This is a genomic window from Arthrobacter sp. TJ-217 (assembly GCF_058269255.1).
The window spans coordinates 219,530-244,988 of sequence record NZ_JBZCNJ010000004.1 but is presented as its reverse complement, the minus strand read 5'-3'; the positions used below and the strand labels follow the sequence as shown (position 1 = coordinate 244,988).

Annotated in this window: 23 protein-coding genes; 13 read left to right on the top strand and 10 right to left on the bottom strand. The window is 68.3% G+C overall.

All coding sequences use genetic code 11. The features are described 5' to 3' along the window. Positions 1-13 precede the first annotated feature (13 nt). Genes AC4D2R_RS09175 through AC4D2R_RS09165 form a run of 3 tightly spaced genes read right to left on the bottom strand, consistent with a single transcriptional unit; the run spans position 14 to position 1,665 of the window. A complete protein-coding gene (locus AC4D2R_RS09175) occupies positions 14-883 on the bottom strand; it encodes an SURF1 family cytochrome oxidase biogenesis protein (protein WP_490939517.1) in 870 nt (289 codons plus the stop codon). Continuing rightward, positions 884-1,225, bottom strand: a complete 342-nt coding sequence (locus AC4D2R_RS09170) for a hypothetical protein (RefSeq protein WP_490939515.1) — start codon at positions 1,223-1,225, stop codon at positions 884-886. It lies immediately after the preceding gene. Further along, on the bottom strand, positions 1,222-1,665 hold the full coding sequence (locus AC4D2R_RS09165) for a DUF3099 domain-containing protein (RefSeq protein WP_490939513.1): 444 nt from the start codon (positions 1,663-1,665) through the stop codon (positions 1,222-1,224). The genes AC4D2R_RS09170 and AC4D2R_RS09165 overlap by 4 nt, the downstream gene beginning before the upstream one ends. A gap of 138 nt (positions 1,666-1,803) precedes the next feature. On the opposite strand from AC4D2R_RS09165, the gene AC4D2R_RS09160 reads away from it, so the two are divergent. Further along, complete coding sequence (locus AC4D2R_RS09160) at positions 1,804-2,541, top strand: beta-ketoacyl-ACP reductase (RefSeq protein ID WP_490939511.1); 738 nt, start codon at positions 1,804-1,806, stop codon at positions 2,539-2,541. A 97-nt stretch (positions 2,542-2,638) separates the two neighbouring features. Further along, a complete protein-coding gene (locus AC4D2R_RS09155; RefSeq protein ID WP_490939509.1) occupies positions 2,639-3,388 on the top strand; it encodes an SDR family oxidoreductase in 750 nt (249 codons plus the stop codon). A 109-nt stretch (positions 3,389-3,497) separates the two neighbouring features. On the opposite strand, the gene AC4D2R_RS09150 is transcribed toward AC4D2R_RS09155, so the two are convergent. Then, positions 3,498-5,003 carry an MFS transporter gene (locus AC4D2R_RS09150; RefSeq protein ID WP_490939507.1) on the bottom strand — a complete coding sequence of 502 codons (1,506 nt, stop codon included), beginning with the start codon at positions 5,001-5,003 and terminating at the stop codon, positions 3,498-3,500. A 106-nt stretch (positions 5,004-5,109) separates the two neighbouring features. Continuing rightward, complete coding sequence (serB, locus tag AC4D2R_RS09145) at positions 5,110-6,012, bottom strand: phosphoserine phosphatase SerB (RefSeq protein WP_490939505.1); 903 nt, start codon at positions 6,010-6,012, stop codon at positions 5,110-5,112. A gap of 115 nt (positions 6,013-6,127) precedes the next feature. Here serB and AC4D2R_RS09140 point away from each other — a divergent pair, with 115 nt between their 5' ends. The 5 genes from AC4D2R_RS09140 (at position 6,128) to lplAB (ending at position 10,369) form a co-directional block, all read left to right on the top strand. After that, positions 6,128-6,916 (top strand): ABC transporter ATP-binding protein, encoded by a 789-nt coding sequence (locus AC4D2R_RS09140; protein ID WP_490939503.1) that lies wholly within the window; start codon positions 6,128-6,130, stop codon positions 6,914-6,916. 54 nt (positions 6,917-6,970) lie between these two features. Next, positions 6,971-7,783, top strand: coding sequence for a TrmH family RNA methyltransferase (locus AC4D2R_RS09135; RefSeq protein ID WP_490939501.1), 813 nt, complete (start codon positions 6,971-6,973; stop codon positions 7,781-7,783). A 387-nt stretch (positions 7,784-8,170) separates the two neighbouring features. Continuing rightward, complete coding sequence (locus AC4D2R_RS09130; RefSeq protein WP_490939499.1) at positions 8,171-8,851, top strand: hypothetical protein; 681 nt, start codon at positions 8,171-8,173, stop codon at positions 8,849-8,851. Positions 8,852-8,933: 82 nt separating this feature from the next. After that, positions 8,934-9,188: a type B 50S ribosomal protein L31 gene (locus AC4D2R_RS09125; RefSeq protein WP_490900314.1), complete on the top strand. Its 255-nt coding sequence runs from the start codon at positions 8,934-8,936 to the stop codon at positions 9,186-9,188. Between the two features lie 101 nt (positions 9,189-9,289). Then, on the top strand, positions 9,290-10,369 hold the full coding sequence (gene lplAB / locus AC4D2R_RS09120) for a lipoate-protein ligase LplAB (RefSeq protein ID WP_490939496.1): 1,080 nt from the start codon (positions 9,290-9,292) through the stop codon (positions 10,367-10,369). Here lplAB and pepN read toward each other — a convergent pair. After that, on the bottom strand, positions 10,354-12,960 hold the full coding sequence (gene pepN / locus AC4D2R_RS09115) for an aminopeptidase N (RefSeq protein WP_490939494.1): 2,607 nt from the start codon (positions 12,958-12,960) through the stop codon (positions 10,354-10,356). The genes lplAB and pepN overlap by 16 nt on opposite strands. Positions 12,961-13,063: 103 nt before the next feature. Here pepN and AC4D2R_RS09110 point away from each other — a divergent pair, with 103 nt between their 5' ends. After that, on the top strand, positions 13,064-14,161 hold the full coding sequence (locus AC4D2R_RS09110) for an alanine racemase (RefSeq protein WP_490939492.1): 1,098 nt from the start codon (positions 13,064-13,066) through the stop codon (positions 14,159-14,161). Positions 14,162-14,256: 95 nt separating this feature from the next. Here the strand turns inward: AC4D2R_RS09110 and AC4D2R_RS09105 are convergent, their stop codons facing one another. Together AC4D2R_RS09105 and glgC are read right to left on the bottom strand one after the other, a co-directional pair. Then, positions 14,257-14,799, bottom strand: a complete 543-nt coding sequence (locus AC4D2R_RS09105) for a GNAT family N-acetyltransferase (protein ID WP_490939490.1) — start codon at positions 14,797-14,799, stop codon at positions 14,257-14,259. Between the two features lie 191 nt (positions 14,800-14,990). Continuing rightward, the gene (glgC, locus tag AC4D2R_RS09100) at positions 14,991-16,235 is read right to left on the bottom strand and encodes a glucose-1-phosphate adenylyltransferase (RefSeq protein ID WP_490900309.1); all 1,245 of its coding nucleotides are present in this window, start codon (positions 16,233-16,235) and stop codon (positions 14,991-14,993) included. A gap of 92 nt (positions 16,236-16,327) precedes the next feature. On the opposite strand from glgC, the gene glgA reads away from it, so the two are divergent. Next, positions 16,328-17,521: a glycogen synthase gene (glgA, locus tag AC4D2R_RS09095; RefSeq protein ID WP_490939488.1), complete on the top strand. Its 1,194-nt coding sequence runs from the start codon at positions 16,328-16,330 to the stop codon at positions 17,519-17,521. A gap of 90 nt (positions 17,522-17,611) precedes the next feature. Here glgA and AC4D2R_RS09090 read toward each other — a convergent pair whose 3' ends face one another. Both AC4D2R_RS09090 and AC4D2R_RS09085 read right to left on the bottom strand, forming a co-directional pair. Continuing rightward, positions 17,612-19,699: an acyl-CoA dehydrogenase family protein gene (locus AC4D2R_RS09090; protein WP_490939486.1), complete on the bottom strand. Its 2,088-nt coding sequence runs from the start codon at positions 19,697-19,699 to the stop codon at positions 17,612-17,614. Continuing rightward, the gene (locus AC4D2R_RS09085) at positions 19,696-20,487 is read right to left on the bottom strand and encodes a TetR family transcriptional regulator (RefSeq protein ID WP_490939484.1); all 792 of its coding nucleotides are present in this window, start codon (positions 20,485-20,487) and stop codon (positions 19,696-19,698) included. The genes AC4D2R_RS09090 and AC4D2R_RS09085 overlap by 4 nt, the downstream gene beginning before the upstream one ends. A 64-nt stretch (positions 20,488-20,551) precedes the next feature. Here AC4D2R_RS09085 and AC4D2R_RS09080 point away from each other — a divergent pair, with 64 nt between their 5' ends. The 4 genes from AC4D2R_RS09080 (at position 20,552) to AC4D2R_RS09065 (ending at position 25,424) form a co-directional block, all read left to right on the top strand. Beyond that, positions 20,552-21,868, top strand: a complete 1,317-nt coding sequence (locus AC4D2R_RS09080) for an acetyl-CoA C-acetyltransferase (protein WP_490939482.1) — start codon at positions 20,552-20,554, stop codon at positions 21,866-21,868. A gap of 2 nt (positions 21,869-21,870) precedes the next feature. Continuing rightward, complete coding sequence (locus AC4D2R_RS09075) at positions 21,871-23,211, top strand: 3-oxoacyl-ACP reductase (RefSeq protein WP_490939480.1); 1,341 nt, start codon at positions 21,871-21,873, stop codon at positions 23,209-23,211. Further along, the gene (locus AC4D2R_RS09070; RefSeq protein WP_490939478.1) at positions 23,208-24,119 is read left to right on the top strand and encodes a MaoC family dehydratase; all 912 of its coding nucleotides are present in this window, start codon (positions 23,208-23,210) and stop codon (positions 24,117-24,119) included. The genes AC4D2R_RS09075 and AC4D2R_RS09070 overlap by 4 nt, the downstream gene beginning before the upstream one ends. Before the next feature lie 75 nt (positions 24,120-24,194). Further along, complete coding sequence (locus tag AC4D2R_RS09065; RefSeq protein ID WP_490939476.1) at positions 24,195-25,424, top strand: kynureninase; 1,230 nt, start codon at positions 24,195-24,197, stop codon at positions 25,422-25,424. Positions 25,425-25,459: the final 35 nt, after the last annotated feature.

Sequence of the window (25,459 nt, the reverse complement as noted above, 5' to 3'; positions counted from 1 at the left end):
GGGACAGGACGGGTCACTGCAGGCCCTGGGCGTCAAGGAGTGCGTCTTCCTCTTCCTCCGCCGTTGGCCTTCGCTGCCTGGGCGCGCGCGTCCGCTGCGGGCCTTCCGGGGGAGTACCGCTGGCGGGGCCCTCGGCGGCCTCGGACTCGTCGGCGTCGACGACCGCCTGCTGCCGGGCCGCGTATCCGAAGCCGACGAACAGCAGCACCCCGAAGGCGAACCACTGCAGGGAATAGGAAAGGTGCGGGCCCTCATCGATCGAAGGTTTCGGGAAAGCCAGCGGTGACTGCGCGGGGGCCGGTGTTTCCTGGTCCAACTGTCCGTACGCGCCGGTCTGAAGCGGATAGTCGAGCCGGGCGGCGTACCCGTTGAGGTCGATCGATGCCGTCTGTCCCTCCGGAGCCCCGCGGTCGACCGCCGGTTCCGCAGGGCGCACCCGTGCAACAACCTCCACCCGCCCGGACGGTGGGGCGGGAACGGTGTCGGGCCGGCCCGCGCGGTCATTGCCGATCGGCAGCCAGCCGCGGTCAATGATCACCGCGGTACCGTCGTCGAGCCGCAGCGGCGTCAGCACCTCGTAGCCGGGCTGGCCGTTGAAGGGGCGGTTGCGCACGATCAGCTGATCAGCCGTCTCGTAGACACCCGTGAACCGGACGGGAGTCCATTCCCGGTCGGGGGTGAACGTTGCGAAGTCGTTCGCACCGGCGGCGTAGTCTGCCGGGCTGCGCTCGAAGTTGGACTCGATGCGCTCGATGGTCGCCACCACCCTGTCCCTGCGGTCGAGCTGCCACTTGCCCAGCGCACCGCAGGCCGCGGCAAGCACGAGGACGAGGGCGAACCAGCCGAGCCAGCGCGGGGAAACCAGGAATCTGTACCGCTTCATCTATGCCGCTCCGCCCGGTGCCGGCGTTTCCGTCCGCTCCGGTGCCAGCGCCACCGTCTCCTTATGGAGTCCCCTGAGCTTGAGGTAGTCCTCAAGCCACGCGACGTGGGCGCTGCAGGCAGCCCAGACCTTCCGCCGCTCGGGGGTGTGGATCTTGGGGTTGTTCCACAACAGCTGCCACTGGGCTGCTTCCCTGCAGCCCTTCCGCGAGCACACGGCGTCGGCCGTTCCGCCAGCCCCGCGGCCTGCGGCCCGGTCCTGGTTCTGCCGGTTTGGGTCTTGTCCGTCTTGGTTCTGGCTGCCGGGGAGGTGGTCGAAAATGCTGAAGCCCGGGCCTCTCACGCTGCCGACCCCGTGGAGCGGCCGTCGAAGGGGAAACCGTCGCCCCTCTGCTGCTCCGGCTGGTCTGGGTCGTCGTCCTCAACCAGCTCACCGGCCAGGATTTCGTCGGAGGGTTCAGGCTCCGCAGCGGGAGCCGACTGCTCGATTTCGCGCAGGGGGACGTGGTCGACAAGGGCGTCGCTGTGCTGGATGTTGCTTACGTCGCTGCCGCCATTGGCGAGGATCACTGCGAAATAGGGAAGGACGACGGCGCCGGCGATCACGACCCACATCATCCAGCCCTCAACGAAGAAGACGAGGATAAGGCAGACAAGCCTGACCCCCATGGAGATTGAGTACTTGATCATCCGCGACCGCATCTCGTCTGTGTGGGATTCGCGGGCGTCGGAAATGCTGTGGACGTCGGTGTCGCGCCTTCGCTGCCTTGTCTGCTTACTCATCACACTCCAAAAAGGGCCCAATCCATTGTCTCACCCGAGCGTCCGTTGTTAAAGTTGGCCACCTCGCGGCTAGGATCGACGGGACACTTTGACATAGTTCGTTTAATAACAACGCGTACCCGAAAGCAAAGGATCCCTGTGCAGGCAACAAATCTCGGCGATGAAGGCAGGCCCGCGCGCAGCGTCCTGGTCACGGGCGGCAACCGGGGAATCGGGCTTGCGATCGCAAAGGCGTTCCTTGCCAACGGGGACAAGGTGGCGATCACCTACCGCAGCGGCGACGTGCCCGAGGGGCTGCTGGGGGTCAAGGCGGATGTGACGAGCGAGGAGCAGATCGATGCGGCGTTCAAGGAGGTCGAGGCGGCGCACGGCCCTGTTGAGGTGCTTGTCGCCAACGCAGGCATCACCCGCGACACCCTGCTCCTGCGGATGAGCGAGACCGACTTCACCGATGTCATCGACACGAACCTCAGCGGGGCCTTCCGTGTCGTCAAACGGGCGTCAAAGGGCATGATCCGGCTCCGCCGCGGCCGTGTGGTGCTGATTTCCTCGGTCACGGGCCTGTACGGTGCGCCGGGGCAGATCAACTACTCCGCGTCGAAGTCGGGGCTGATCGGCATCGCCCGCTCCCTGACCCGGGAGCTCGGCTCGCGGGGGATCACGGCCAATGTCATCGCGCCGGGCTTCATCGATACCGACATGACCGCGGAACTATCCGATGAAACGCGCAAGAGCTACCTCGCCACGATTCCCGCCGGCCGCTTTGCCTCCCCGGACGAGGTGGCGAAGGTTGTCCGGTGGATCGCCAGCGAGGAGGCCGGCTACATCTCCGGCGCCGTCATCCCGGTCGACGGCGGCCTCGGCATGGGTCACTAGTCCCCGAACCAGCATTCGGCTGCAGCACCCGCTGCCGCCGCAGCGATCACGCGAAGACACGATACGCGGGAATCACCCGCGCGAAGAAGGAGTATTTATGGGTGCTTTGGACGGCATTGGAGCAATCGTCACCGGGTCATCACGGGGCATCGGGGCCGATGTGGCCCAACTGCTGGCCGCGGAAGGCGCATCGGTCGTGGTGAACTACCGGCAGAAGGCACCCCGGGCGAACAAGGTGGTTGCAGGCATCGAGGCCGCGGGCGGCCGGGCGGTCGCCGTCGGCGCGGACCTGACAACCCCAGAAGGCCCTCAGGCCCTCGTCGACGCGGCGGTGAGCGACTTCGGCGGGCTCGGCCTGCTGGTCCTCAACGCTTCGGGCGGCATGGAGCGCGGGGTCGGCGAAGACTACGCGCGGAAACTGAACCGCGACGCCCAGGTCAACATGCTCAAGGCCGCCGCCGAAGTCATGCCCGCCGGTTCCCGCGTTGTCTTCGTGACGAGCCACCAGGCGCACTTCATCGACACGGTGCCCACCATGGACGCCTACGAGCCCGTCGCCCGCAGCAAGCGCGCCGGCGAGGACGCCCTGCGGGAGCTCATTCCGATGCTTGAGGACAGGGGCATTCGCCTCGTCGTCGTCTCCGGCGACATGATCGAAGGAACCGTGACGGCCACCCTGCTCGACCGGGCAGCTCCCGGCGCGATCGAGGCCCGGCGCAGCGAGGCCGGCAAGCTCTACTCGGTTGCGGAGTTCGCAGCGGAAATCGTGAAGATGGTCACCGCCGACGTGCCGACCGGCCACACCGAACTGGTCGGGGGAGCCCGCGGCTTCGTGTCACAGGACTGACCGCTTCCGCCGCACCTCACCCGACAGGCCCGCTCCCGGAGTACCGGGAGCGGGCCTGTCGCGTTTCCGTGGATCACAGGCCGCGAGCGGCGGGCCGCAGTCCCTCCGATCAGCGGGTGTCGGATGCCGCGGTTTCGGCTTCGGACGCCTCGGCCGCGGTCTGCGCATACGACGCCGAGATACGGCGGTAGACCGGGGTCAGGAAGGCCAGCAGTGCGGCAAGAATCAGGATGATCCCGGCCACGAGGAACACCAGGGCAATGCCGCGCGAGGTGCCCTCGCCCAGCAGCGGGGCCAGCCGGGCGGCGCCCTCCTCGGACCGTGCGTATGGGATGATCCAGAACTGGGCGATCGGCGCGATGAGGAACGCCGTGACCGGCGCGGCCGCGGACTCGAACGCCATGGCGAATCCAAACACCCGGCCCTGCCGGTTCAGGGGCACAACCCGCTGGATGACCGTCTGCTCGGCGGCTTCAACAAAGGGCACAAGAACGAGGTAGAGCCAGATCCCGGCGATGTAAAGCCACGCCCACTCCCGCAGCGTGAACACCGCACCGAGGATGCCCATCAGGATCACGGCGAAGAGCATCGTGCGCAGCGGGTTTGATCCGAGTCCGAACTTGCCGATCAGCGCGCCGCCCACGATGAACCCGGTGGCGCCGACCGCGAAGTATGTTCCCCAGAGCTCAACGGGGAACAGCTCCAGCCCGTAGGGATCCATCAACGCCAGGTAGACCCCGCCGACGAAGTTGTTGAACGTGGAGAACAGGATGAGCGCGAACAGCCCCGTGACGGCCAGCACGGCGGCGAGTGAGCCGCGCAGGTCGAATCCGCCGTGCGCGTCGGTGACGGCCGCGCGCACCTCCTCGGGCATGCGCAGCGTGAGCAGGTGAGCGAAGGCCAGTGCCGTGAGCACGATGGCGAGGACGATCGTCCAGCCCATGCCCAACAGCCCGACCGACAGCCCGGAGAGCACCGAGGTGACGATGAACATCAGTCCCTGAACCATGCCGACCAGCCCGTTGGCGTTGGCCCGACGCTCCGGCTCGATGAGGATGGTGACCGTGGTGGAGAGCGCGATGTTGCGCATGTTCTCCACCACAGCGCCGATCAGGATGATCAGGGTGAAGATCCAGAACCACGGCCGGGTCAGGTCCAGCAGCGAGGCCGTCGGTGTCAGCACGAACATGACCCCGGAGAGCAGGAACATTCCAAGGGTGAAGGCGGCGGCGAAGCGCATCACGGACAGCTTGCGGTAGCGGTCAACGTAGGTGCCGAAGCTGATGCTGGAGAGTGCGATCAACAGCATGTACGCGCCACCGACCACCCCTGTGGCGATGACGTTGCGCGTCTGCAGATACACCCAGAACGTCAGGGCGAACCACAGATAACTGGTGGTGATGTTGGCAAGGCCGGTGTTCACGAGGATGCCGGTGAAGGTGCGGGACCGCTCTGCCGGACTGCGCAGGGACGTGTCGATGGCGTCGCTGTCGGCCGGGCCCGATGCCCCGCCGTCCTCGATCGGCGTGGAGGCGGTGGTCGCGTCCTCGGAGGGGCCTGCGCCAGCGTGGGGATCCGCAGCGGCCCTGGAGTGGGCCGGTTCCTGCCCGGTCATGCGTTCCAGTGTACTGACGGGCACCGACACTGTCGCCGCCAGGCCGGACCCGCCCGCGGAGGCTCGTGCGGGGCCCGTAAGGGGAGTATCCCGCGCCCGGTCGGGATCAGATTCCGGCGAAATGCCGAACGACGTCGAGATACGGCAGGTCGATGGCGGCATCCGCGGCGGCCCTGACGGCGGGCTTTGCGTTGAAGGCCACTCCCAGGCCGGCGGCTCCGAGCATGTCCAGGTCGTTCGCGCCGTCGCCGACAGCGATGGTCCGCTCGAGCGGTATGCCTGCCTCCTCCGCCCAGCGGCGCAGGCATCGCTCCTTCTCCGCCCGGTCGACAACCGGGCCCGACACCCGGCCGGTGAGGATCCCGTCGCGGATCTCCAACAGGTTGGCCTTCGCGTGCGTCAGCCGCAGGCGAGCCGCCAGCGGGTCGAGGAGCTGGCTGAACCCGCCGGAAACCACCGCCACTCGATGACCTGCTCCAAGGAAAGCCTCCGCCATCACGGCGGCACCCTCGCTCAACTCGATCTGGGCGCCGACCTTGTCGATGACCGCCTCGGGCAGCCCCGCGAGGGCGGCGACGCGTGCGTGGAGGCTCTGGGCGAAGTCGAGCTCACCCCGCATCGCGGCCTCGGTGACGGCGGCCACCTCGGCCTCGCGGCCGGCGAATGCGGCGAGCAGTTCGATGACCTCCTGCTTGATCAGGGTCGAATCGACATCGAGCACGAGGAGCTTGGTGCCCGGACCGAATACCGCAGCCGGCACAACGGCGGTTCCCACGGGTCGCGCCGGAGCGCCGGCTGCGGCGCTGCCCGCTCCGGGCAGTGCGGCACGCAGGTCCCCGACCGGGCCCGAATGCTCAACCGTCAGCGCCTGAACCCGGTACCGGGAATCGCCGGCGTCGTCGACCGCTGAGATGCGCCCTCCGGCGGACCGGACGGCCTCCTTGACAGCGTCGAAGGCGGCTTCGGAATCACCGGAACCGTAGCTGACGACTCGGAACGGCGCGGTCATTGAACCTCCAGGGGATGCAGGGGTGCCCGTCCGACGCGGGCGGGCCCTTCGGGCGGGGCCGGGCGGCGGTGCGGATTTCGCCAACTGCCCGGGTATTAGCCTAGTGTCTAGTGCTATGAGTGACGTTCTTGAATTGGCCGGGGTGAGCCTCATCCGAGGAGGCAAGACGCTGTTGGACAGCGTCGATTGGCAGGTCAAGGAAGGCGAACGCTGGGTGATCATGGGGCCTAACGGCGCCGGGAAAACAACCCTCCTGCAGATCGCCGGGGCGCGCCTGCATCCGACCACGGGCGTTGCCGGAATCCTCGACGAGGTTCTCGGCGCGGTGGACGTGTTCGAACTGCGCCCCCGGATCGGCCTCGCTTCCGCGGCACTTGCCACCCAGATTCCCGAGCACGAAACCGTGCTGAACGTCGTTGTCACGGCCTCCTACGGTGTGACCGGACGCTGGCGCGAGCAGTACGAGAGGCTTGACGAGCGCCGGGCGTTCCAGCTCCTTCACGCCTGGGGGATGTCGACGTTCATCAACCGTCCGTTCGCTTCACTCAGCGAGGGGGAGCGCAAGCGGGTGCAGATCGCCAGGGCACTGATGACCGACCCCGAACTGCTGCTGCTCGACGAGCCCGCCGCGGGCCTCGACCTCGCCGGACGCGAAGACCTCATCCAGCGGCTCACGGAGCTGGCACAGGACGAGGACTCGCCCGCCATCGTCCTCGTCACCCACCACCTCGAAGAGGTGCCGCCGGGCTTCACCCACGCGCTGCTGATGCGCGATGGCGCCGTGGTTGCAGCAGGGCCGCTGGGCGACGTGCTCACCGAAGCGAACCTCAGCGAGGCATTCGACCTGCCCCTGAGGCTCAGCCACGCCGACGGCCGCTACAGCGCGGTCGCGCGCACAAACTAGGCACTGCGGCATGCCCAGCAGGATTTGCCGTGTCCCGGCCCCGGACGCCGGTTCATGACTCTGATCCACCTCGAAGGCCCCGGCGATCCCCGGGCCGCCGACTATGCCAACCTCACCGACACCCTGCTCCGCCGGCGCCGAGAGCCGGAGGAGGGCCTCTACATTGCCGAGAGTTCGAAGGTGCTCCGCCGGGCCGTTGACGCCGGACATGTTCCGCGCTCCTTCTTCCTCACCGAAAAGTGGCTTCCCGAACTCGGGGACGTCCTGGACCGTTTCCCGGACGTCCCCGCCTTCCTCGGCAGCGAGGCGACGCTTGAGCAGATCACCGGTTTCCACCTGCACCGGGGGGCACTTGCCGCAATGCACCGCCCGGCCCCCAGAACGGTCGAAGCGGTCCTCGCCGGGGCGCGGAGGGTCGCAGTGCTTGAGGACGTGGTTGACCACACCAATCTGGGGGCAATTTTCCGCTCCGCTGCAGCCCTCGGCGTCGACGCCGTCCTGATCAGCCCGCGCTGCGCGGATCCGCTGTACCGCAGGGCGATCCGTGTGAGCATGGGCAGCGTGTTCCAGGTTCCATGGGCACGCCTGAGCGAGTGGCCCGCCCAGCTTGAGACCCTCAGGGGCGCCGGGTTCACCGTCGCGGCGCTGGCGCTCGGGCCCGGCTCGCGGCCGGTCCAGGAGATCGGGGCGGCCGGCCTTGCACGGCTTGCGCTGCTGTTCGGCACCGAGGGTGAAGGGCTGTCGGAGGAGGCTATGGCGGCCGCAGACCTGTCCCTCCGGATTCCCATGCATGCCGGCGTCGATTCGCTCAATGTCGCGGCGGCGGCGGCGGTTGCTTTCTGGGAATGCAGGTACCGCGTACCCTAGCCGCGCGACGGTCCACCCGTTGTGCGGCCCGCTCTGGCTGGTCCCGGGCAACGGTGAAACACTGGGAGCGTGACGGTCCGGACGGGGCACAGCCCACCGCGCACGAGGAGGGCGTTTCTGCCTGTAGCCGCGGTGTCGGTCACCGTTGCCCTGGCGCTGGGAGGCTGCGGCCGGCTGGCAAGCCAACTAGAGGAACCGGCCCGGCCGTCGGCGAGTTCCGCCGCCCTCGGATCCGCACCGGCCGCAAATGCCCCACCGACCCCGGCCCCGCCCTCCTCAGCTCCCATCCCGACGCCGACGCCCGGTGACCCACCGGCGCCGACCGCCGGGGCAAAGCCTTCGGCGGACCCCAAAGCCGGAACGGCCACGGCCGAGCCTGGCCCCACGGTGAAGCTGTCCCAGAGCCAGCAGCAGATGGTGCCGGAGGTGCAGGCGGCCTGCAGGGAGCTGCTCGCCCCGCAACGGGTCAAGCGCGTGCCGGGGGAGCCGGCCGGCGCGTGTGTCGAGGCGGCCATGCGCGAAGGCAAAACGGCACGCCAGGTGCTCTCCACCGATGCCACTGGGCTGCCCGCAGGCACGCACGAAGCCGAGGTCCGCACCGCGCCGGACTTCGGACTCGATCTGGTGAACGAGCAGTACGGGGTGCGGATCCTCGTCACCGGGGGCTCCGGGTTCCTGCTCACCGCGGAGGGCGGGGCAGCCGCCAACCCCGCTGGCGGACCGGAGGAACGGTACGCGGCCGTCCTCGTTGAAGCGGCATCGGCCACATCCGATCCGGCCGCCCTGAGGGCATTGCTGTCCGGTTCCGCCGAATTTTCGGTCGACTACGCATCGGACCGGGAGGGCATGCTCTACACCCGCCTCACGGCCAGCCAAGGTCCCGAACTCCAGGGCGTGCGGATGACCTCGTTCCAGCTGTGGCTCGACGATCTTTTCCGCCCTGCCGAAGTGTTCCTCCAAGGCTCCCAGAACGAAATCCAGACCACACTCTCCGCCCGGTACACACAGTGGGGCGCGCCCGTGGACATACCCCAGCCCCCTTTAGCGGAGCTGCCCGGGTTACGATAGGATGGATAGCTGGTCCCCGGACCGCCCTAACTTTCAATCACCAGTGCCTGGCAAAATCCAGGCAACCAGAGAAGGTATTCCTGTGAAGTCTGATATCCACCCCAAGTACCAAACCGTAGTTTTCCGCGACCTCGCTTCGGACAAGTCGTTCCTGACGAAGTCGACGGCCGGCTCGAACAAGACCGTCGAGTGGGAGGATGGAAACACGTACCCTCTGATCGAGGTGGAAATCTCCTCCGAGTCGCACCCCTTCTACACGGGCAAGCAGCGGATCATGGACTCCGCCGGACGCGTCGAGCGCTTCAACGCCCGCTTCAAGGGCTTCGGCAAGAAGTAATTACGGGCGCACCGCCCAGCTCCTCTGCTTTCCAGTGAAGCCACGCCCCATCTGCGGCGTGGCTTCACTCGCTTAAAGCCCGGCTCTTCAGGAAGACGAACATGACCCCCAGCACCGGCAGCCCGCGACGCCTTCACGGCGAATACAAGACCCCGGGAGGCAAGCTCACGGCCGTTGACCTCGAGGTGCGTGATGGGCGCCTCTCCGGGGTGTCGGTGAACGGTGACTTCTTCCTTGAGCCGGATGAGGCCCTCGCCGATATCAACGCCGCACTTGAGGGCCTTCCCGCAGATACAAGCGCGGGAGACCTCGCGGAGGCGGTGCGCAGGGGGCTCGACCCGTCGGTGCAGCTCTTCGGATTCTCGCCCGAAGCCATAGCGACAGCCGTGCGGCGCGCCCTGGGCCGCGCCACGGGTTTCTCAGACCACGCCTGGGAGATCATCGCCCCGACCCCGCTGAGCACGGCCATGCACGTCGCCATGGATGAGGTGCTGACCCACGACGTCGGCGCAGGCACCCGCAACCCGACGCTGCGCTTCTGGGAGTGGGAATCTCCCTCGGTGGTCATCGGCAGCTTCCAGTCGCTGCGCAACGAGGTCGATCCAGAGGGTGTGGAGCGCCACGGCGTCACGGTGGTCCGCCGCATCAGCGGGGGAGGTGCGATGTTCATGGAGCACGGCAACGCCATCACCTACTCCCTCTATGTGCCGCAGACCCTCGTTGACGGGATGAGCTTCGCCGACTCCTATCCCTTCCTGGACGACTGGGTGATGGAAGCCCTCAAGAAGATGGGCATCACCGCCTGGTACCAGCCCCTCAACGACATCGCTACGGACCTCGGCAAGATCGGCGGCGCCGCACAGAAACGGCTCGCGAACGGCGGAATGCTCCACCACGTCACGATGAGCTACGACATCGACGCCGACAAGATGCTTGAGGTGCTGCGGATCGGCAAGGAGAAGCTGTCGGACAAGGGGACGAAGAGCGCCAAGAAACGCGTCGACCCGCTGCGCCGGCAGACGGGGCTGAGCCGGGAGGACATCATCGCCGTCCTGATCGACACGTTCCGGCAGCGCTACGGAGCAACGGATGCGGTGCTCTCGGCCGAGGACCTCCGGCGTGCCGGTGAACTCGTCGAGACCAAATTCGGCACGGAGGACTGGCTTCAGCGGGTGCCGTAGGCCTGCGCCGTGAGGGAGCGCACCAGCTGGTCGCGCTCCTCGACGATGATGCGCCGCAGGGCCGCCGGGGCGTCGGTGTTGGCTTCCAGCCAGGCGTCGGTGCGCTCCACCACCGGTTGCTGCAGGGGCTCGCCGTCGAGGTCCTGGCTGCCGGGGTAGAGCCCGCGCACCACCCGGGTGGCCATCTCGATTCCCCGAGCCGACCAGATCTCCCGGATGCCGTCGAAGTAGCGGGCCGTGAACGGGGAGGTGAGCTCGGTGCCGCCCAGGGAGAACCCGTCGATTGTCGCGCTGAGCAGCTCGTTCGAGAGGCGGGTCCCGGAGAAGGCCTCCCGCCACGCCAGTTCCTTTACCGCGGCGTCGGGCACGGCCGCGCACGCCAGGGTGAACGCGACCTTTCCCGACGCGGTGTTGTCGCGGGCAAGCTCGGCCTCAAGCTCGTCGACGCCCGTCAGGTTCTGCGCGGCCAGCGCGGAGAGCAGCAGCCACCGCAGCTCCGCGTCGAGGGCCAGCCCGGGCACCGGGGCGGAACCGTCGAGCATGCCGCGGACCGTCTTGGCGGCCGACGCACTCGTGCGGCCGCACACCGCCAGTGCCCGCGCCCAGACCAGCTGGATGTCCGAGCCTTCCTCGGCGGCGCGCAGGCCGGCTTCAAGCAGGCGGGCATACCGCTCACGCATGCCGGGGCGTGCCACCGGCCGGGTGTAGCGCTCCACTGCCGTCGACGCGTTCTGCAGCAGCACCTGCAGCACCCCGACCCCCGTCTCGGCGGGTGCCGCGAGTTCCACCGCCGCAAGGTAGTCCTGCGAGCTCAGGTCGGCGTCGCGGGTGCTCGACCACAGCGCCGAGAGGCACACGGCCCGTGCGAGCGGATCGGTGATCCGCTCCACCGCTGCCAGGAGCGTTGCAAGCGAGCGGGCGTCGAAACGAAGCTTCGCGTACGTCAGGTCGTCGTCGTTGACGAGGAGAAGGTCCGGCTGCTTCATCCCGGCCAGCTCCGGAAGGACAGTGGTGGCACCGGCAAGCTGCACCTCGTGGGCGCTGGTGCGGGCCAGCTGCCCGTCCGGGCCGAACGAGTAGAAGCCGACCCGGATCGAGTGCGGCCGCGGTTCTTCGCTGCCGGTGGCCGGGTCGAGGGCGTCCTGCCGGATGGAGACGGAGGTGTAGTGCCCGCTCCCGTCGACGTCGACCTCGGCGCTCAGCGCCGGAACACCCGAGGTCTGCAGCCAGGAACGTGCCCACGCCGTCATGTCCTGCCCGGAGGCGGCGCTGAGCTCATGCAGCAGGTCGGCGAGGGTGGTGTTGCCGAAGGCGTGGGCGCCGAAGTAGTTCCGCGCGGCCCGGGTGAAGGCATCGAAGCCGGCGTAGGCGACGAGCTGCTTGAGCACCGAGGCGCCCTTGGCGTAGGTGATGCCGTCGAAGTTCTGTTTCGCGGCTTCGAGGTCGGCGATGTCGGCAACGATCGGGTGGGTGGTGGGCAGCTGGTCCTGCACGTAGGCCCAGGCCTTGCGCTTGTTTGCGAAGCTGACCCACGAGCTCTTCCACTGGGTAGCTTCGGCGACGGCGAGCGTGCCCATGAAGTCCGCGAACGACTCCTTGAGCCACAGGTCGTCCCACCAGGTCATCGTGACGAGGTCGCCGAACCACATGTGGGCCATCTCATGCATGATCGTGTTGGCGCGGGCCTCGTACTGTGCGGCGGTTGCAGCGGAGCGGAAGACGTAGTTTTCGGTGAACGTGACAAGCCCCGGGTTCTCCATGGCGCCGAGGTTGTATTCGGGGACGAACGCCTGGTCGTACTTGCCGAACGGATACGGGTAGTCGAAGAGGTCGTGGAAGAAGGCGAGGCCCTTCCTGGTGACGTCGAAGATCGCCTCGTGGTCAAAGGACGGCGCGAGGGAGCGGCGGCAGTACAGCCCCAGTGGAATCTCAGGACGGCCGCCGTCACTGGCCGCCGGAAGCGACCAGGCGTCCTTCACATAGTGGTAGGGGCCGGCTAGGACCGTCGTGATGTAGGTGGAGATGCGCTCGGTGGGGGCGAAGCGCCACCGGAGCGTCCCGTTTCCGGCGGGCTCCGCGGCGGAGGCAACCGCGTTCGAGGCGACGGTCCAGGCCTCGGGGGCGAGCACGGTGAAGGAGAATGAGGCCTTCAGGTCCGGCTGCTCGAAGTTGGCAAACACCCGCCGGGCATCGGCCGGCTCGTACTGGGTGTAGAGGTAGGTGAGCCCGTCGGCGGGGTCGACGAAGCGGTGCATTCCCTCGCCGCTGCGGCTGTAGCTGGCGGTGCCGCGCACCAGTACCGTGTTGTGCTCCGACAGGTGTGGCAGGTGGATGCGCGCGCCGTCGACGGCAGCCGCCGGGTCGAGGGGGTCCCCGTTGAGCAGAACTGTTTCGACGCCGTCGTGAACGAAGTCGAGGAAGGTCGACATTCCCGGTTCGGAGCAGCTGAACTCGATGAGCGACTCGCTGGGGAACCCGGTGACCGAGGCGTCCTCCGCGCCACCGAGGTCGAGGGTGACGGCATAGCTCTCAACCCGGATGTGGCTTGACCGCTCGGCGGCTTCGTCCCGGCGCAGATTTTCGTTTAACACCCGGTTATTCAATCACGTGCGGCCCGCCCCGCCGGACGCCGTACGGGCCCCCGGCCTCCATGGGGTGGCAGAATCGACGGATGTCGGCTTGGAGGCTCATCGCATGAATATCCCCGAAGAGATCGCCCCCGCGGCGGTGATGATCGACGTCGACGTGCTCGAGAGGAACATCGCCGCAATGAGCGCTGCCACCCGCGCCCGGGGAGTGGCGCTCCGCCCACACGCGAAGACCCACAAGGTTCCGGAAATAGCCGCCCGCCAGCTTGCCGCAGGGGCGGCAGGGCTGACCGTGGCGACCATCGGTGAAGCCGAGGTCTTCGCCGCACATGGTGTAGAGGACATCTTCATCGGTTATCCGCTGTGGGTGGACCGGCGGCAGGCCGACCGCCTGCGCAGGCTCGCGGAAACCACCCGCGTCACCGTTGGGATCGACTCGGCCGAAAGCGCGCTCGTTCTGGGCCGGAACCTCGGCCGGGACGCAGGCGGCGTTGCGGTGCGCGTCGAGATCGACAGCGGCCACCACCGCAGCGGCGTCGACCCCGGCGATGCGCTGGCCGTCGCATCCGCCGCGGCCGCGGCCGGGCTCGAGGTCACCGGAATCTTCACGTTCCCCGGCCACAGCTACGCTCCCGGCATGCCGGCCGCCGCGGTGCGCGAGGAGGATGCGGCGCTGATGCAGGCAGCCGGGGCGCTGCGCGCTGCCGGCTTCGCCATTGTCGATGTCAGCGGCGGGTCGACGCCGACCGCCACCCTGCACGGCGGGACGACAGTCACCGAACTCCGCCCCGGCGTCTACGTGTTCGGCGACGCGCAGCAGTGGGAACTGGGGAACTGTGCGCCGGAGGACATAGCGCTGACGGTGGCCGGCACGGTGGTCAGCCACCACAAGGGCACGCGGGGAGAGCCCGGCCGCTTCCTCCTCGATACCGGAAGCAAGGTCCTCGGCAGCGACAGGGCGGCCTGGGCCACGGGCTACGGGCGCCTGCTGGATCACCCGGAGGCGCGGATCACCGCGCTGTCGGAGCACCACGCAACGGTTCAATGGCCGGAAGGGAAGGAGCTTCCGGCGCGGGGCCGCCGGCTGCGCGTGGTCCCGAACCATGTGTGCCTCACGATGAACCTCGTGGACGAGGTGGAAGTCGTCAGCGGTGGCGCGGTGGTCGGACGCTGGTCGGTCGCCGCCCGCGGGCGCAACAGCTGATCCACCGGCGCCTCAACAAACCGGCCCGAGCAAACCGGCCCGGGAAAGCCCAGGGGGTGGCGAAGGGGCGCGGGACTTCTTGACGGCGGCGCTGGTCAGCGCGGCGAGCCGGGAAGCGGACCCTCGGGGGCCAGCACCCGGACCATCTGAAGCTCCCGCTGACCCGGGCTCAGCTCGTACGGGCGGGTGGTCCCCGTCAGCGCATAGCCGCGGCGCCGGTAGAACGCCTGTGCACGCAGGTTGTCCTCGTGCACCTCCAGCGCGATCCTGGAGCACCGGAGCGCGGCCCACCGTTCAATCCCCGAAAGGAGGCCTTCCGCCACTCCGGACTCACGGCCCCGGTAAGCAGGGGCCACATAGACGCCGACAAGCAGCGCTGCGGGCTCTTCGGCCGGAAGGTATGCACCCATGGTGCCCACCCAACGGCCGGAACCGGCGATTGCGGCAAGGGTTATGGAATCCCCGCCCGAACCCCGGCGGCCCCGGAATTTCCATTCTTCCGGGTCGTGCCCCAGCGCGGTTTCAAGAGTCTCAACAAAGGCCGACGGGGTATCTTCGAGCATTTCCAGCCGCAGCCGGCGAATGTCCTGCCAGTCGTCCTCAACCGCGCGGCGAATCCGCACACCCGCAATGTCCATTGAGAAAGTGTAGGTGCCGGTTTCTTGAATGCCGGCCATTCTTTCCGGATGCTCGATATCGGATGGGGCGAAAAATGAATTCACCTTCCCGGCCGTCCTGAACCAGCGCCGCAGATGGTAAACCCCGGCCGGGACCGCCGGTGGGCCCGCACAGAGCCCACCGGCGGACCGGCCTCGAATGCCTGAAGGAGCTAGCCCGCCGGTACGGTCTGGCCCTTGCTGAGGATGGTCAGTCCGGAGTCGGTGACGAAATACCCGCGGCTGAGGTCGAGCTCCCGGTCGACGCCGATGCGTGCTCCGGCCGGGATCCTCACGTTCTTGTCCACGATGGCCCGCCGCACGATGGCGCCCGGACCGACCGCCACCTTGTCCATGAGGACCGACCCGGTGACTTCCGCGCCCTCCTCAACGAACACGTCTGTCGCAAGCACCGAACCCTGGACCCTGCCTCCGGTGATCACGGCACCGGCCGAGACGATCGAGTCGTGCGCTTCGCCGGTGCGGCCCGTTGCGCCGCGGACGAACTTCGCCGGGGGCGAGACGCTCTGACGAGTGTAGATCGGCCACTGCAGGTTGTAGAGATTGAACAGGGGCAGCGGTGAGATGAGGTCCATGTTCGCGTCGTAGTAGGAGTCCATGGTGCCGACGTCGCGCCAATACTGGCGGTCCCGCTCCGTTGAACCCGGGATGTTGTTCGTCGTAAAGTCGTAGACCGCGGCGTCGTTGCGCTCCACGAAGTGGGGAATGATGTCCCCGCCCATGTCGTGCTTGGTGTCAAGACGGGCGGCGTCCTCCTCGAGCGCCTTCACCAGGGCGTCGGCGGTGAACACGTAGTTGCCCATCGAGGCAAGGAAGCTGTTCGGGTCGTCGGGCAGCCCGGGCGTCGACTTGGGCTTCTCAACGAACGCGGCGATGCGCCCGCGGTCGTTCTGGTCCACTTCGATCACGCCGAACTGGTCAACCAGGTTCATGGGCTGGCGCACCGCCGCAACGCTCACCGAAGCGCCGGAGGCGACGTGCGCGTTGACCATCTGTTCGAAGTCCATCCGGTACACGTGGTCGGCGCCGATGACGACGACGATGTCGGGCTGGGCGTCATGGATCAGGTTCAGGGACTGGTAGATGGCGTTGGCGCTGCCGAGGAACCAGCTCTTGCCGCGGCGCTGCTGGGCCGGGACGGAGGCGATGTACTGCTGGAGTTGGGTGGACATGCGCCACGTCTCCGACACGTGGCGGTCAAGGCTGTGCGACTTGTACTGGGTCAACACCACGATTTGAAGATAACCGGAATTGACGAGGTTTGAGAGCGCGAAGTCGATAAGTCGGTAACTTCCGGCAAACGGCACGGCCGGTTTGGCCCTGTCGGCGGTCAACGGCATCAGCCGCTTTCCTTCGCCGCCTGCCAGTACAACCGCTAGGACTTTCTTCAGTGCCACGAGTGACCCCCTGCTCTTCCTTGAGTGCTCAACGTGTCGGTCCAATTCAACTCACACTAGAGGACTTGGGCGCTCTGCACTACGTTGGGGGGGTGCGAGTAGATATTGTCTCAAAAGAATTTCCCCCAGAAATCTATGGCGGGGCGGGAGTCCACGTTGCCGAACTGAGCCGCGTGCTGGCCGGGCAGGTCGATCTCAACGTTCACTGCTTCGGCGCCGAGCGTCCGGCCGACTACCACGGCGCGAAAGTCCGCAGTTACGGTGTGCCGCAGGGGTTGGCGGAGGCCAACGCCGCGGTGCAGACCCTTGGCGCCGACCTTGAGATGCTCGAGAATATCGGCGGCGCCGACCTCGTTCATTCCCATACCTGGTATGCGAACATGGCTGGCCACCTCGCCTCACTGCTCCACGGCATACCCCACGTGCTCAGCGCGCACAGCCTCGAGCCGCTGCGCCCATGGAAGGCCGAACAGCTCGGCGGCGGATACGCGCTTTCGTCGTGGGTCGAGCAGACCGCCTACGAGGCCGCCGCGGCCGTCATCGCGGTTTCGGCGGGGATGCGGGACGACATCCTGCGCAGCTATCCGAAGGTGGACCCCGCGCGGGTGCGCGTAGTCCACAACGGGATTGACGTCAGCGAGTGGGTGAGGGATGAGGATGACGACGCCGTCCGGGCGCTGGGCATCGATCCCGACCGCCCCAGCGTGGTTTTCGTCGGCCGCAACACGCGCCAGAAGGGCGTGCCCTACCTGCTCCGCGCCGCAGCCAAGCTGCCGGCGGAGGTCCAGCTCGTCCTCGTCCTCGGGGCGGCGGACACCAAGGGACTGGCCGCCGAAACCGAGAAGCTGATCAACGACCTTCAGGAAAAGCGCGGCTCGGTGATTCTCATCGAACGCATGCTGCCGCGGCGTGAGCTGGTCCAGGTGCTCAGCCACGCCACAGCCTTCGCGTGCCCGTCAATCTACGAGCCCCTGGGGATCGTCAACCTTGAGGCGATGGCATGCGGGGCAGCGGTCGTCGCCAGCGCCACCGGAGGCATCCCGGAAGTCGTCGACGACGGGGTCACCGGAACCCTTGTCCCGCTCGAGCAGGTTGCGGACGGGACGGGGACTCCCCTTGATCCCGAGCGTTTCGTGACCGACTTCGCGGCGGCGCTGACGGAAATGGTTTCCGACCCCGCCCGGGCCCGCCGCATGGGCGAGGCCGGGCGTGCCCGCGCGGAGGAACACTTCGCGTGGGGATCGATCGCCCAGACAACACTCGAGGTCTACCGCAGCGTCCTCTGATCCCCGTCGAGGACGCACAACCGACGCCCCAAACGCCCTTGGGCCGGTCATTAGTGCGCCCTCGACGGGAGTGGTTCAGCGGGCCGTCCGTCAGCTGGCCTGGCCGCGCCGGGCGAGGAACGTCTTTTCGTCGATGGGCGCCCCGCCGCCGGCCCGCGCGGCCCGGGCATAGGCGGCGGCCTCTTCCTGCCGCTGCCGTTCGGCCCCTGTTGCGAGCTGGGCGCGGAGGTGTTCGGGACCGTAGCCGAACGCGTCAACGAGGTCGAGCGCGTGCGGCCGGATCTTCGCGAGCAGCCGGTTGATGTAGGCGCTGAGCGTCCGGGCCCGCTGCGCCGACAGCCGTCCGTTCATGAGGTACCACGCCAGGTTCTTTTCGATGAGGCACAGCCCGAACAGGTCCCGCACCCAGGTGAGCACCTGCTTGGTTCCCGGCTCGTCGACGGTGTGGACCGCGCGGGTGAACGCCTCCCACTGGAGCAGTTCGGCATGTGCGCGCGCCGTCTCGATCAGCTGGTGCTGGTTTTCGTTGAACAGGGCCGCGACCTCCGCCTGGGGCATGCGCTTCGCTCCGCGCAGTTCACCGGCGAGCTCGCCCACCATGGTGCTGACGCGGTCGGCCAGCAGCCCGTGCTGGGTTGCCTCGTCGCGCAGCGCGATCGCCGACTTCTTCTCCGATCCGGTGTCGACAACCGTCTGGACAGCACGGCGCAGGCCCGAGCGGTGGACCGTGCGTCCGGCGACCTGGGTGACGGCGTAGCGGGCCAGCACCCCGAAGTCCATGTCCTTGAACTCTTTGGCGTAGTCGGTGAGCAGGCGCTTGGCCACCAGCTGCAGCAGCACGTTGTTGTCGCCTTCGAAGGTCGCATAGATGTCGAGGTCCGCCCGCAGCGAGGTGAAGCGGTTCTCGGTGAGGAAGCCGGCCCCGCCGCAGGCCTCCCTGCACTCCTGGAGCGTATCGAGGGCGAGCCAGGTGGACAGCGGCTTGTAGGCGGCGGCGAGGGTTTCCAGGTCCTGGCGGTCCTCGTCGGTGTCGTGCGCTCCGGAGAAGACGCCGTCGAGCTTCTCGAGCAGTTCCTCGTGGGCGAAGGAGGCGGCGTAGGTCGCGGCGAGGCGCGGAAGCAGGCGCCGCTGGTGCCGCTGGTAGTCGAGGATGACCTCCTCTTCGAGGTCGGAGGCGGCGTTGAACTGCCGGCGCTCGGAGGAGTAGGTGATGGCGGCCTTGAGCGCCAGCTTGCTGACGGCCACGGCGGCGCCGTCGAGGGAGACCCTTCCCTGGACGAGGGTGCCGAGCATCGTGAAGAACCGGCGTCCCGGGGAGGCGATGGGGGAGCTGTAGGTCCCGTCGGCAGCAACGCTTCCGTAGCGGTTCAGCAGGTTGGCGCGCGGCACCTTGACCCCGTCGAAGTGGAGCCGGCCGTTGTCGATGCCGTTCAGGCCGCCCTTGATGCCGTCGTCCTCGCCGCCGATTCCCGGCAGGAAGGCGCCGTCTGGGCCGCGCAGTTCAACGTAGAAGGCATGGACGCCGTGGTTGACGCCCGAGGTGATCAGCTGGGCGAAGACGACGGCGGCCCGCCCGTCCACCGCCGCGTTGCCGATGTAGTCCTTCCAGGCCGCCCGGAAGGGCGTCGAGAGGACAAAGGTTTCGTCGGCCGGGTTGTACACGGCGGTCGTGGCGATGCTCGCGACGTCCGAGCCGTGGCCCGTCTCCGTCATCGCGAAGCAACCCGGGATGTCCATGTTCATGATGCCGGGCAGCCACGCCTTGTGGTGTTCCTCGGTGCCCAGGTGCAGCACGGCGGCCCCGAACAGGCCCCACTGCACACCGGCCTTGATCTGCAGCGAGGGATCCGCCACCACGAGCTCTTCGAACCCGGCAATGTTGCCGCCGTGGTCGTCATCCCCGCCGAGTTCGGTGGGGAACGCCCGATGAATGGCTTTGTGCTGCACGAGGTAGTGCATCTGGTCGAAGCAGCGCTTGCGGTGCTCGGTGTGGGTGAGCCCTTCGATTTTGTGCACCTCAGGTCGCCCGGCGAGGTCGCGCGCGACACGGCGTACCGCTGCCCACTTGCCAAGGAGAAGCTCCCCGAGCACTGCGGCGTCGATGACCGCCTGGTCGTTGTCGGCGATCGCGGGCGCCGCAGGGACCTTCAGGGTCGGGCGGGTCACTGTCTGTGTCATGACTTGTCCTTTGCGGATGAAACGGGTGGTGAAGTGGCGGGGTCGTCGGTGCGCACGGCGGGCACCTGGTGGCTGATGCCGTCGAACAGCCAGTTGGTGAGCTGTTCGGCAAGCTGGTCCTCGGTCGGCTTGTCCGGTGATGGGGGCTGGGAGAGCCAGAGCTCACCGGCTGCCCGGATCATCCCGATCGCCGCCCGGGGCCAGTAGGCGAGCGCCGGATCCACCGCTGCGTGCGGAGCGGACCGGAGGTAGGCCTTCATTGGAGCGGCGAGCATCTCCGTGACCGCCTCGAGGAAGTGGGTCAACGGATCGGGGGTTCGTCCCGCGCCGTTCGGGTCCGTCCCGGGGCCGGCCCCGGCCGCGGGATCGGAGCCTGCTGCAGGGTCGGCTGCGCCCACCCGGGTCACGAACGCGTAGACGTTGGGGGAAGTCGAAGCCATCTGGAGGTACGCCGACACCATTGACCGCAGGCCCTGCCGCGGCGTCCTGGCCTGACGTGCGGCGGCGAGCACCTTCTGCTGCATCTGGCTGAGCACCACTTCGGCCATCGCCTGCTGCAGGCCGGTCTTGTCCCCGAAGTAGCGGTAGTAGACGGATTTGGAGGTGTCCGCGGCAGCGGCGATGTCCTCCATCGACGCCCCGTGTCCCAGCGTGTCGACGGCGCGGCGCGCCGTGCTGATCAGCGCGCGGCGCCGTTCGGCCCGGTGCTCCTCCCAGCGGCTTGACCGGCCGTCCGCGGGAGGCGCGGTGTCGGTTCGAGCCCCGGAAAGTAGGGGGGAAGAGTTCATGATACTCAGCGTATCAGGTACGCTTGGTATCGGTAATCAGCCCGCCCATCCAGGAGAGCCTCCAATGTCAGATCAGGCCGGGGAAACCCGCACCTCAAGCACGGTCCGCAAAGCGGTAGTCATCGGCGGCAACCGCATTCCCTTCGCACGGGCCGGGGGAGCCTACGCCCACTCCTCGAACCAGGACATGCTCACCGCGGCCCTCGACGGCCTTGTTGCCCGGTTCGGGCTCCAGGGGCAGCGGATCGGCGAGGTGGCCGCCGGAGCGGTGCTGAAGCACTCGCGCGACTTCAACCTCACCCGTGAGGCGGTGCTGGGTTCCTCGCTTTCACCGGAGACTCCCGCCTATGACCTGCAGCAGGCCTGTGCCACAGGGCTCGAGACCGTCGTCGGGCTGGCCAACAAGATCAAGCTGGGCCAGATCGAATCCGGAATCGCAGGCGGCGTCGACTCCGCATCGGACGCGCCGATCGTCGTGAGCGAACGGTTCCGCCGGGTGCTGCTCGACCTTTCCCGGGCGAAGACGCCCCAGCAGAAGCTTGCCGCCGTCAGCAGGCTGCGCCCGAAGGATCTGGCACCCACCGCCCCCACAACGGCAGAGCCACGCACCGGCCTGTCGATGGGAGAGCACCAGGCGCTGACCACCGCCGCCTGGAAGATCAGCCGGGAGGCTCAGGATGAACTTGCCCTGAGCAGCCACCGGAACCTCGCCGCCGCCTACGAAAGCGGGTTCTTCTCCGACCTGCTCACCCCCTACCGGGGCCTGACCCGCGACGCCAACCTCCGGCCCGACACCTCCCTCGAAAAGCTCGCCTCCCTGAAGCCGGTGTTCGGCAACAGCCTCAGCACCCCCGCCACTATGACGGCAGGCAACTCCACCCCGCTCACCGACGGCGCCTCGGTGGTGCTCCTCGGATCCGAGGACTACGCCCGCGAGAACAACCTGCCGATGCTCGCCAACATCGTCGACGCCGAGGCCGCCGCCGTTGACTTCGTCAACGGCAAGGAGGGCCTGCTCATGGCCCCCGTTTACGCGATGCCCCGGCTGCTCAAGCGCAACGGCCTGAATTTCGACGCCTTCGACTTCTTCGAGATCCACGAAGCCTTCGCCGCCACCGTCCTGAGCTCGCTCGCCGCTTGGGAGAGCGAGGAGTTCGGGCGCAACCAGCTCGGCCTGGACGGAGCACTGGGCAAGATCGACCGGAGCCGGCTCAACGTCCACGGCTCATCGCTCGCGGCAGGCCACCCGTTCGCCGCGACCGGCGGGCGCATCGTGGCGTCGTTGGCGAAGTCGCTCGCCGAGAAGGGCTCGGGCCTGGGTCTTGTCTCCGTGTGCGCCGCCGGCGGGCAGGGCGTCATCGCCATCCTCGAGGCACGCTGACCGTGGCGGACAACTACCTCAACCTCATCAACTCCCCGCTTCCCGGACGCGCTGCGAAGGCCCTCGGCCTTCCCCGCCCCGCGGTCCTGCGCCGCCACACACCCGGCGCGCCCCTGCTTGAGGGGCCGCTCCTGGTGCTCGGCAGCGGCGCCGGGGCTGACGCAGTATCCCGCGCCGCCCTTGAGTGGAACCTTGACGTGCGCCGCCATGCCGCACCCTCGGACAAGTTCGGCGCCGTCGTCGTGGTCCTCGATGAGGCCTCGCGGCCCGAGGACCTGGCCGGCCCAATGCTCACGCTGGGCGCCGCCCTGCGGCAATTGCTTCCCTGTGGCCGCGTCATCACCGTGTCCAGGCCCGCAGCGGAATCGTCCGAGCCCGCCGTCGCCGCCGCCCGCCAGGGCGTCGACGGGGCGCTGCGGTCCGTCGCCCGGGAGCTCCGGTCGGGGGCTACAGCCAACGGCATCGTCCTCACCGCGGGGGCGGCAGCCGATTCCGGCAGCGCCCTTGCGGCCCTGCGCTTCCTGCTGTCCGCCAGGAGCGCGTACGTCGACGGGCAGTTCATCGCCGTGGCCCCGGTTCCGGGTACGGAGGCGCACGATCCGGTGCTGCCCCTGGCCGGCAGGACGGCCGTGGTCACGGGCGCTGCCCGGGGGATCGGCGCCAAGATCGCCGAGGTGCTTCACCGGGACGGCGCGCGGGTGGTCGTTGTCGATGTTCCCGCCGCCGGGGAGCAGCTCGCGGCCGTCGCCAACAGCGTCAACGGCACGGCCCTGCAGGTCGACATCACCGAGCAGGACGCAGCGTCCCGGATCCTGAAACATGTCAGTGAACGGTACGGGTCACTGGATATCCTCGTTCACAACGCCGGCATCACCCGTGACAAGCTGCTGGCCAACATGGACGAGGCACGCTGGAACTCCGTCACGGCGGTCAACATCTCCTCCCAGCTGCGCATCAACGAGGAACTCCTCGCATCGGACACGTTCGCTGCCGACGGAAGGATCATCAGCCTCGCCTCGACCAGCGGCATCGCGGGGAACCGGGGGCAGAGCAACTACGCCGCCTCGAAGGCCGGCGTGATCGGCATGGTCCGGGCCACGGCCGCGGGGATCGACGGCGGAGGACGGACCATCAACGCCGTGGCTCCGGGTTTCATCGAGACCGAGATGACGGCGAAAATTCCCCTGCTCACCCGGGAGGTGGCCCGCCGGCTCAGCAGCCTGCAGCAGGGAGGGCAGCCGGTGGACGTCGCCGAGACGATCGCCTTCCTCGCATCCGGCCCCGCCGCCGGAATCAACGGGCAGGTGATCCGCGTTTGCGGGCAGAACCTGGTCGGCGCATGAGCGACGTCGCCCTCGCCGGCGTGCCCGCGCTTCCCGACCTGTACCGCCGGGCGGCCCTGCTCGCCGCCCGGCGGAAGCTCACCGGCGTCCGGCTGGCGCTTGTCCTTCCCGCAGCCCGCCACACCTCCGCCGGGATTTCGGTCGATCCGGCGCACCTGACCGCGTATCAGCACCTGGTCGGAACCACCGCGCGGGACGTCCTGCCCTCCTCCTACCTCCACACCCTCGCGTTTCCCGTTGCGATGAGCGTCCTGGCCCGGAAGGACTTCCCGCTGCCGCTGCTGGGACTCGTGCACCTCGGGAACGCCGTGAAGCAGCAGCGCCCCATTGACGCCGCCGAGCGCCTCGACGTGACGGCGTTCGCCGAAAACCTGCGGCCGCACCGGTCCGGGACCCAGGTGGACCTCGTCGCCGAGGTCTCGGTGGCCGGGGAGCCGGTCTGGGCGGGCCGCTCAACTTACCTGGCCCGCGGCACCGGTTCCGCGAACGGTGTTGACGGGGCACCGGCCGGCGGGCCCTTCACGCCCCCGCCGCCGACGGCCGTATGGCACCTCGGCTCCGACGCCGGGCGCCGTTACGCGGCGGTGTCGGGGGACTGGAACCCCATCCACCTCAGCGCTCCTTCGGGGCGCGCCCTCGGCATGAAGGGTGCGATTGCGCACGGGATGTACCTGGCGGCGCGGATGGTCGAGCAGGCCCGGCCGAGCGGGTCCGGGTCAGCGCCCGGAATCCTCGAATGGGCCATCGACTTCTCCACACCGGTGCTGCTTCCCCGGAAGGTCGCCGTGGCCCTGCGGCAGTCCCCAAACCAGCACTCGCCGGAGCAGCTTCGAACCGACGTCGTCGCCTGGTCCGGCGAGGCCCGGCGCCCCCACTTCACCGGCTGGGTCACCGAACGCGCAGGGTGAGCGGTGACGGCGCAGCCGGGCCGAAGCGCGGAAACGCGGTGCAAACACCGGCGCCTCCCGCTCTAGACTGGGCAGATGATCGAAGAAGAACTGCTGGCCCGCACCCGGGAACTCGACGCCAAGGATCCTCTTGCCGGCTACGTTTCGCGTTTCGTCGCCGATGACGACGACGGCATCGTTGCCTACCTCGACGGAAATTCGCTCGGCAGGCCCCTTGCGGCGACCCTTGACACGCTGCCCGAGTTCATCAGGAGCCAATGGGGCGGGCGCCTGATCCGGGGGTGGGACGAGGGCTGGCTGGAGCTGCCGCAGCGCCTCGGTGACCGGCTCGGCGCGGTGGCCCTGGGCGCGGCGCCCGGTCAGTGCATCGTCGCCGATTCAACGAGCGTGCTCCTGTACAAGCTCGCCCGTGCCGCCGTCGCAGCGGCCCCCGGCCGCACGGAGATCGTCATCGACCGCGAGAACTTCCCGACCGACCGCTTCCTCATGGAGGGCATCGCCCGGGAACGGGCACTGACCATCCGCTGGCTGGATGTACCGCCCAACGCCGGCGCAACAGTGCAGGCGGTCGCAGGCGCCGTCGGGCCAAAGACCGCGCTGGTGGTCCTCAGCCATGTCGCCTACCGATCCGGCTACGCGGCCGACGTTCCGGGCATCACCGCCGTGGTCCACGACGTTGGCGCCCGCGTGCTGTGGGACCTGAGCCACTCCGTGGGGTCGGTCCCGGCTGAACTCGATGCGTGGGGCGTGGACTACGCCGCCGGGTGCAGCTACAAGTACCTCAACGGCGGACCGGGTGCTCCTGCCTGGGCATATGTGGCGGCGCGGCACCTCAATGACTTCGAGCAGCCGATCCAGGGCTGGCTTGGCAGCGCGGACCCCTTCGCCATGGGCAGCTCGTACGAGCCGGCGCCGGGGATCCGCCGGATCGTCTCGGGCACTCCGCCGATCGTTGGAATGCTTGCGCTGCAGGACATGATCGGACTCCTTGAGGAGGTGGGGATGGCTGCGGTGCGCGAGAAGTCCGTGGCACTGACCGGCTTCGCCGCAGAGGCCGTCGAGGCACTCCTCGGCCGCTTCGGTGTTGTTGTCTCCTCGCCGGCTGCCCCGGGCGAGCGTGGAGGACACATCACCATCGACCACCCGAGCTTCGAGGGGATGGTTCCCGAGCTGTGGGCCGAGGGGGTCATCCCGGACTACCGCAATCCCTCGGGGATACGCCTTGGACTCTCTCCGCTGTCCACCACCTTCGAGGAAACGCTCGCCGGCGTCACCGGCATCGCGCGCAGGATGACCGGCAAGTAATCGGCGCGGAAGAATCACGGCTGCCGCGCGGTTTT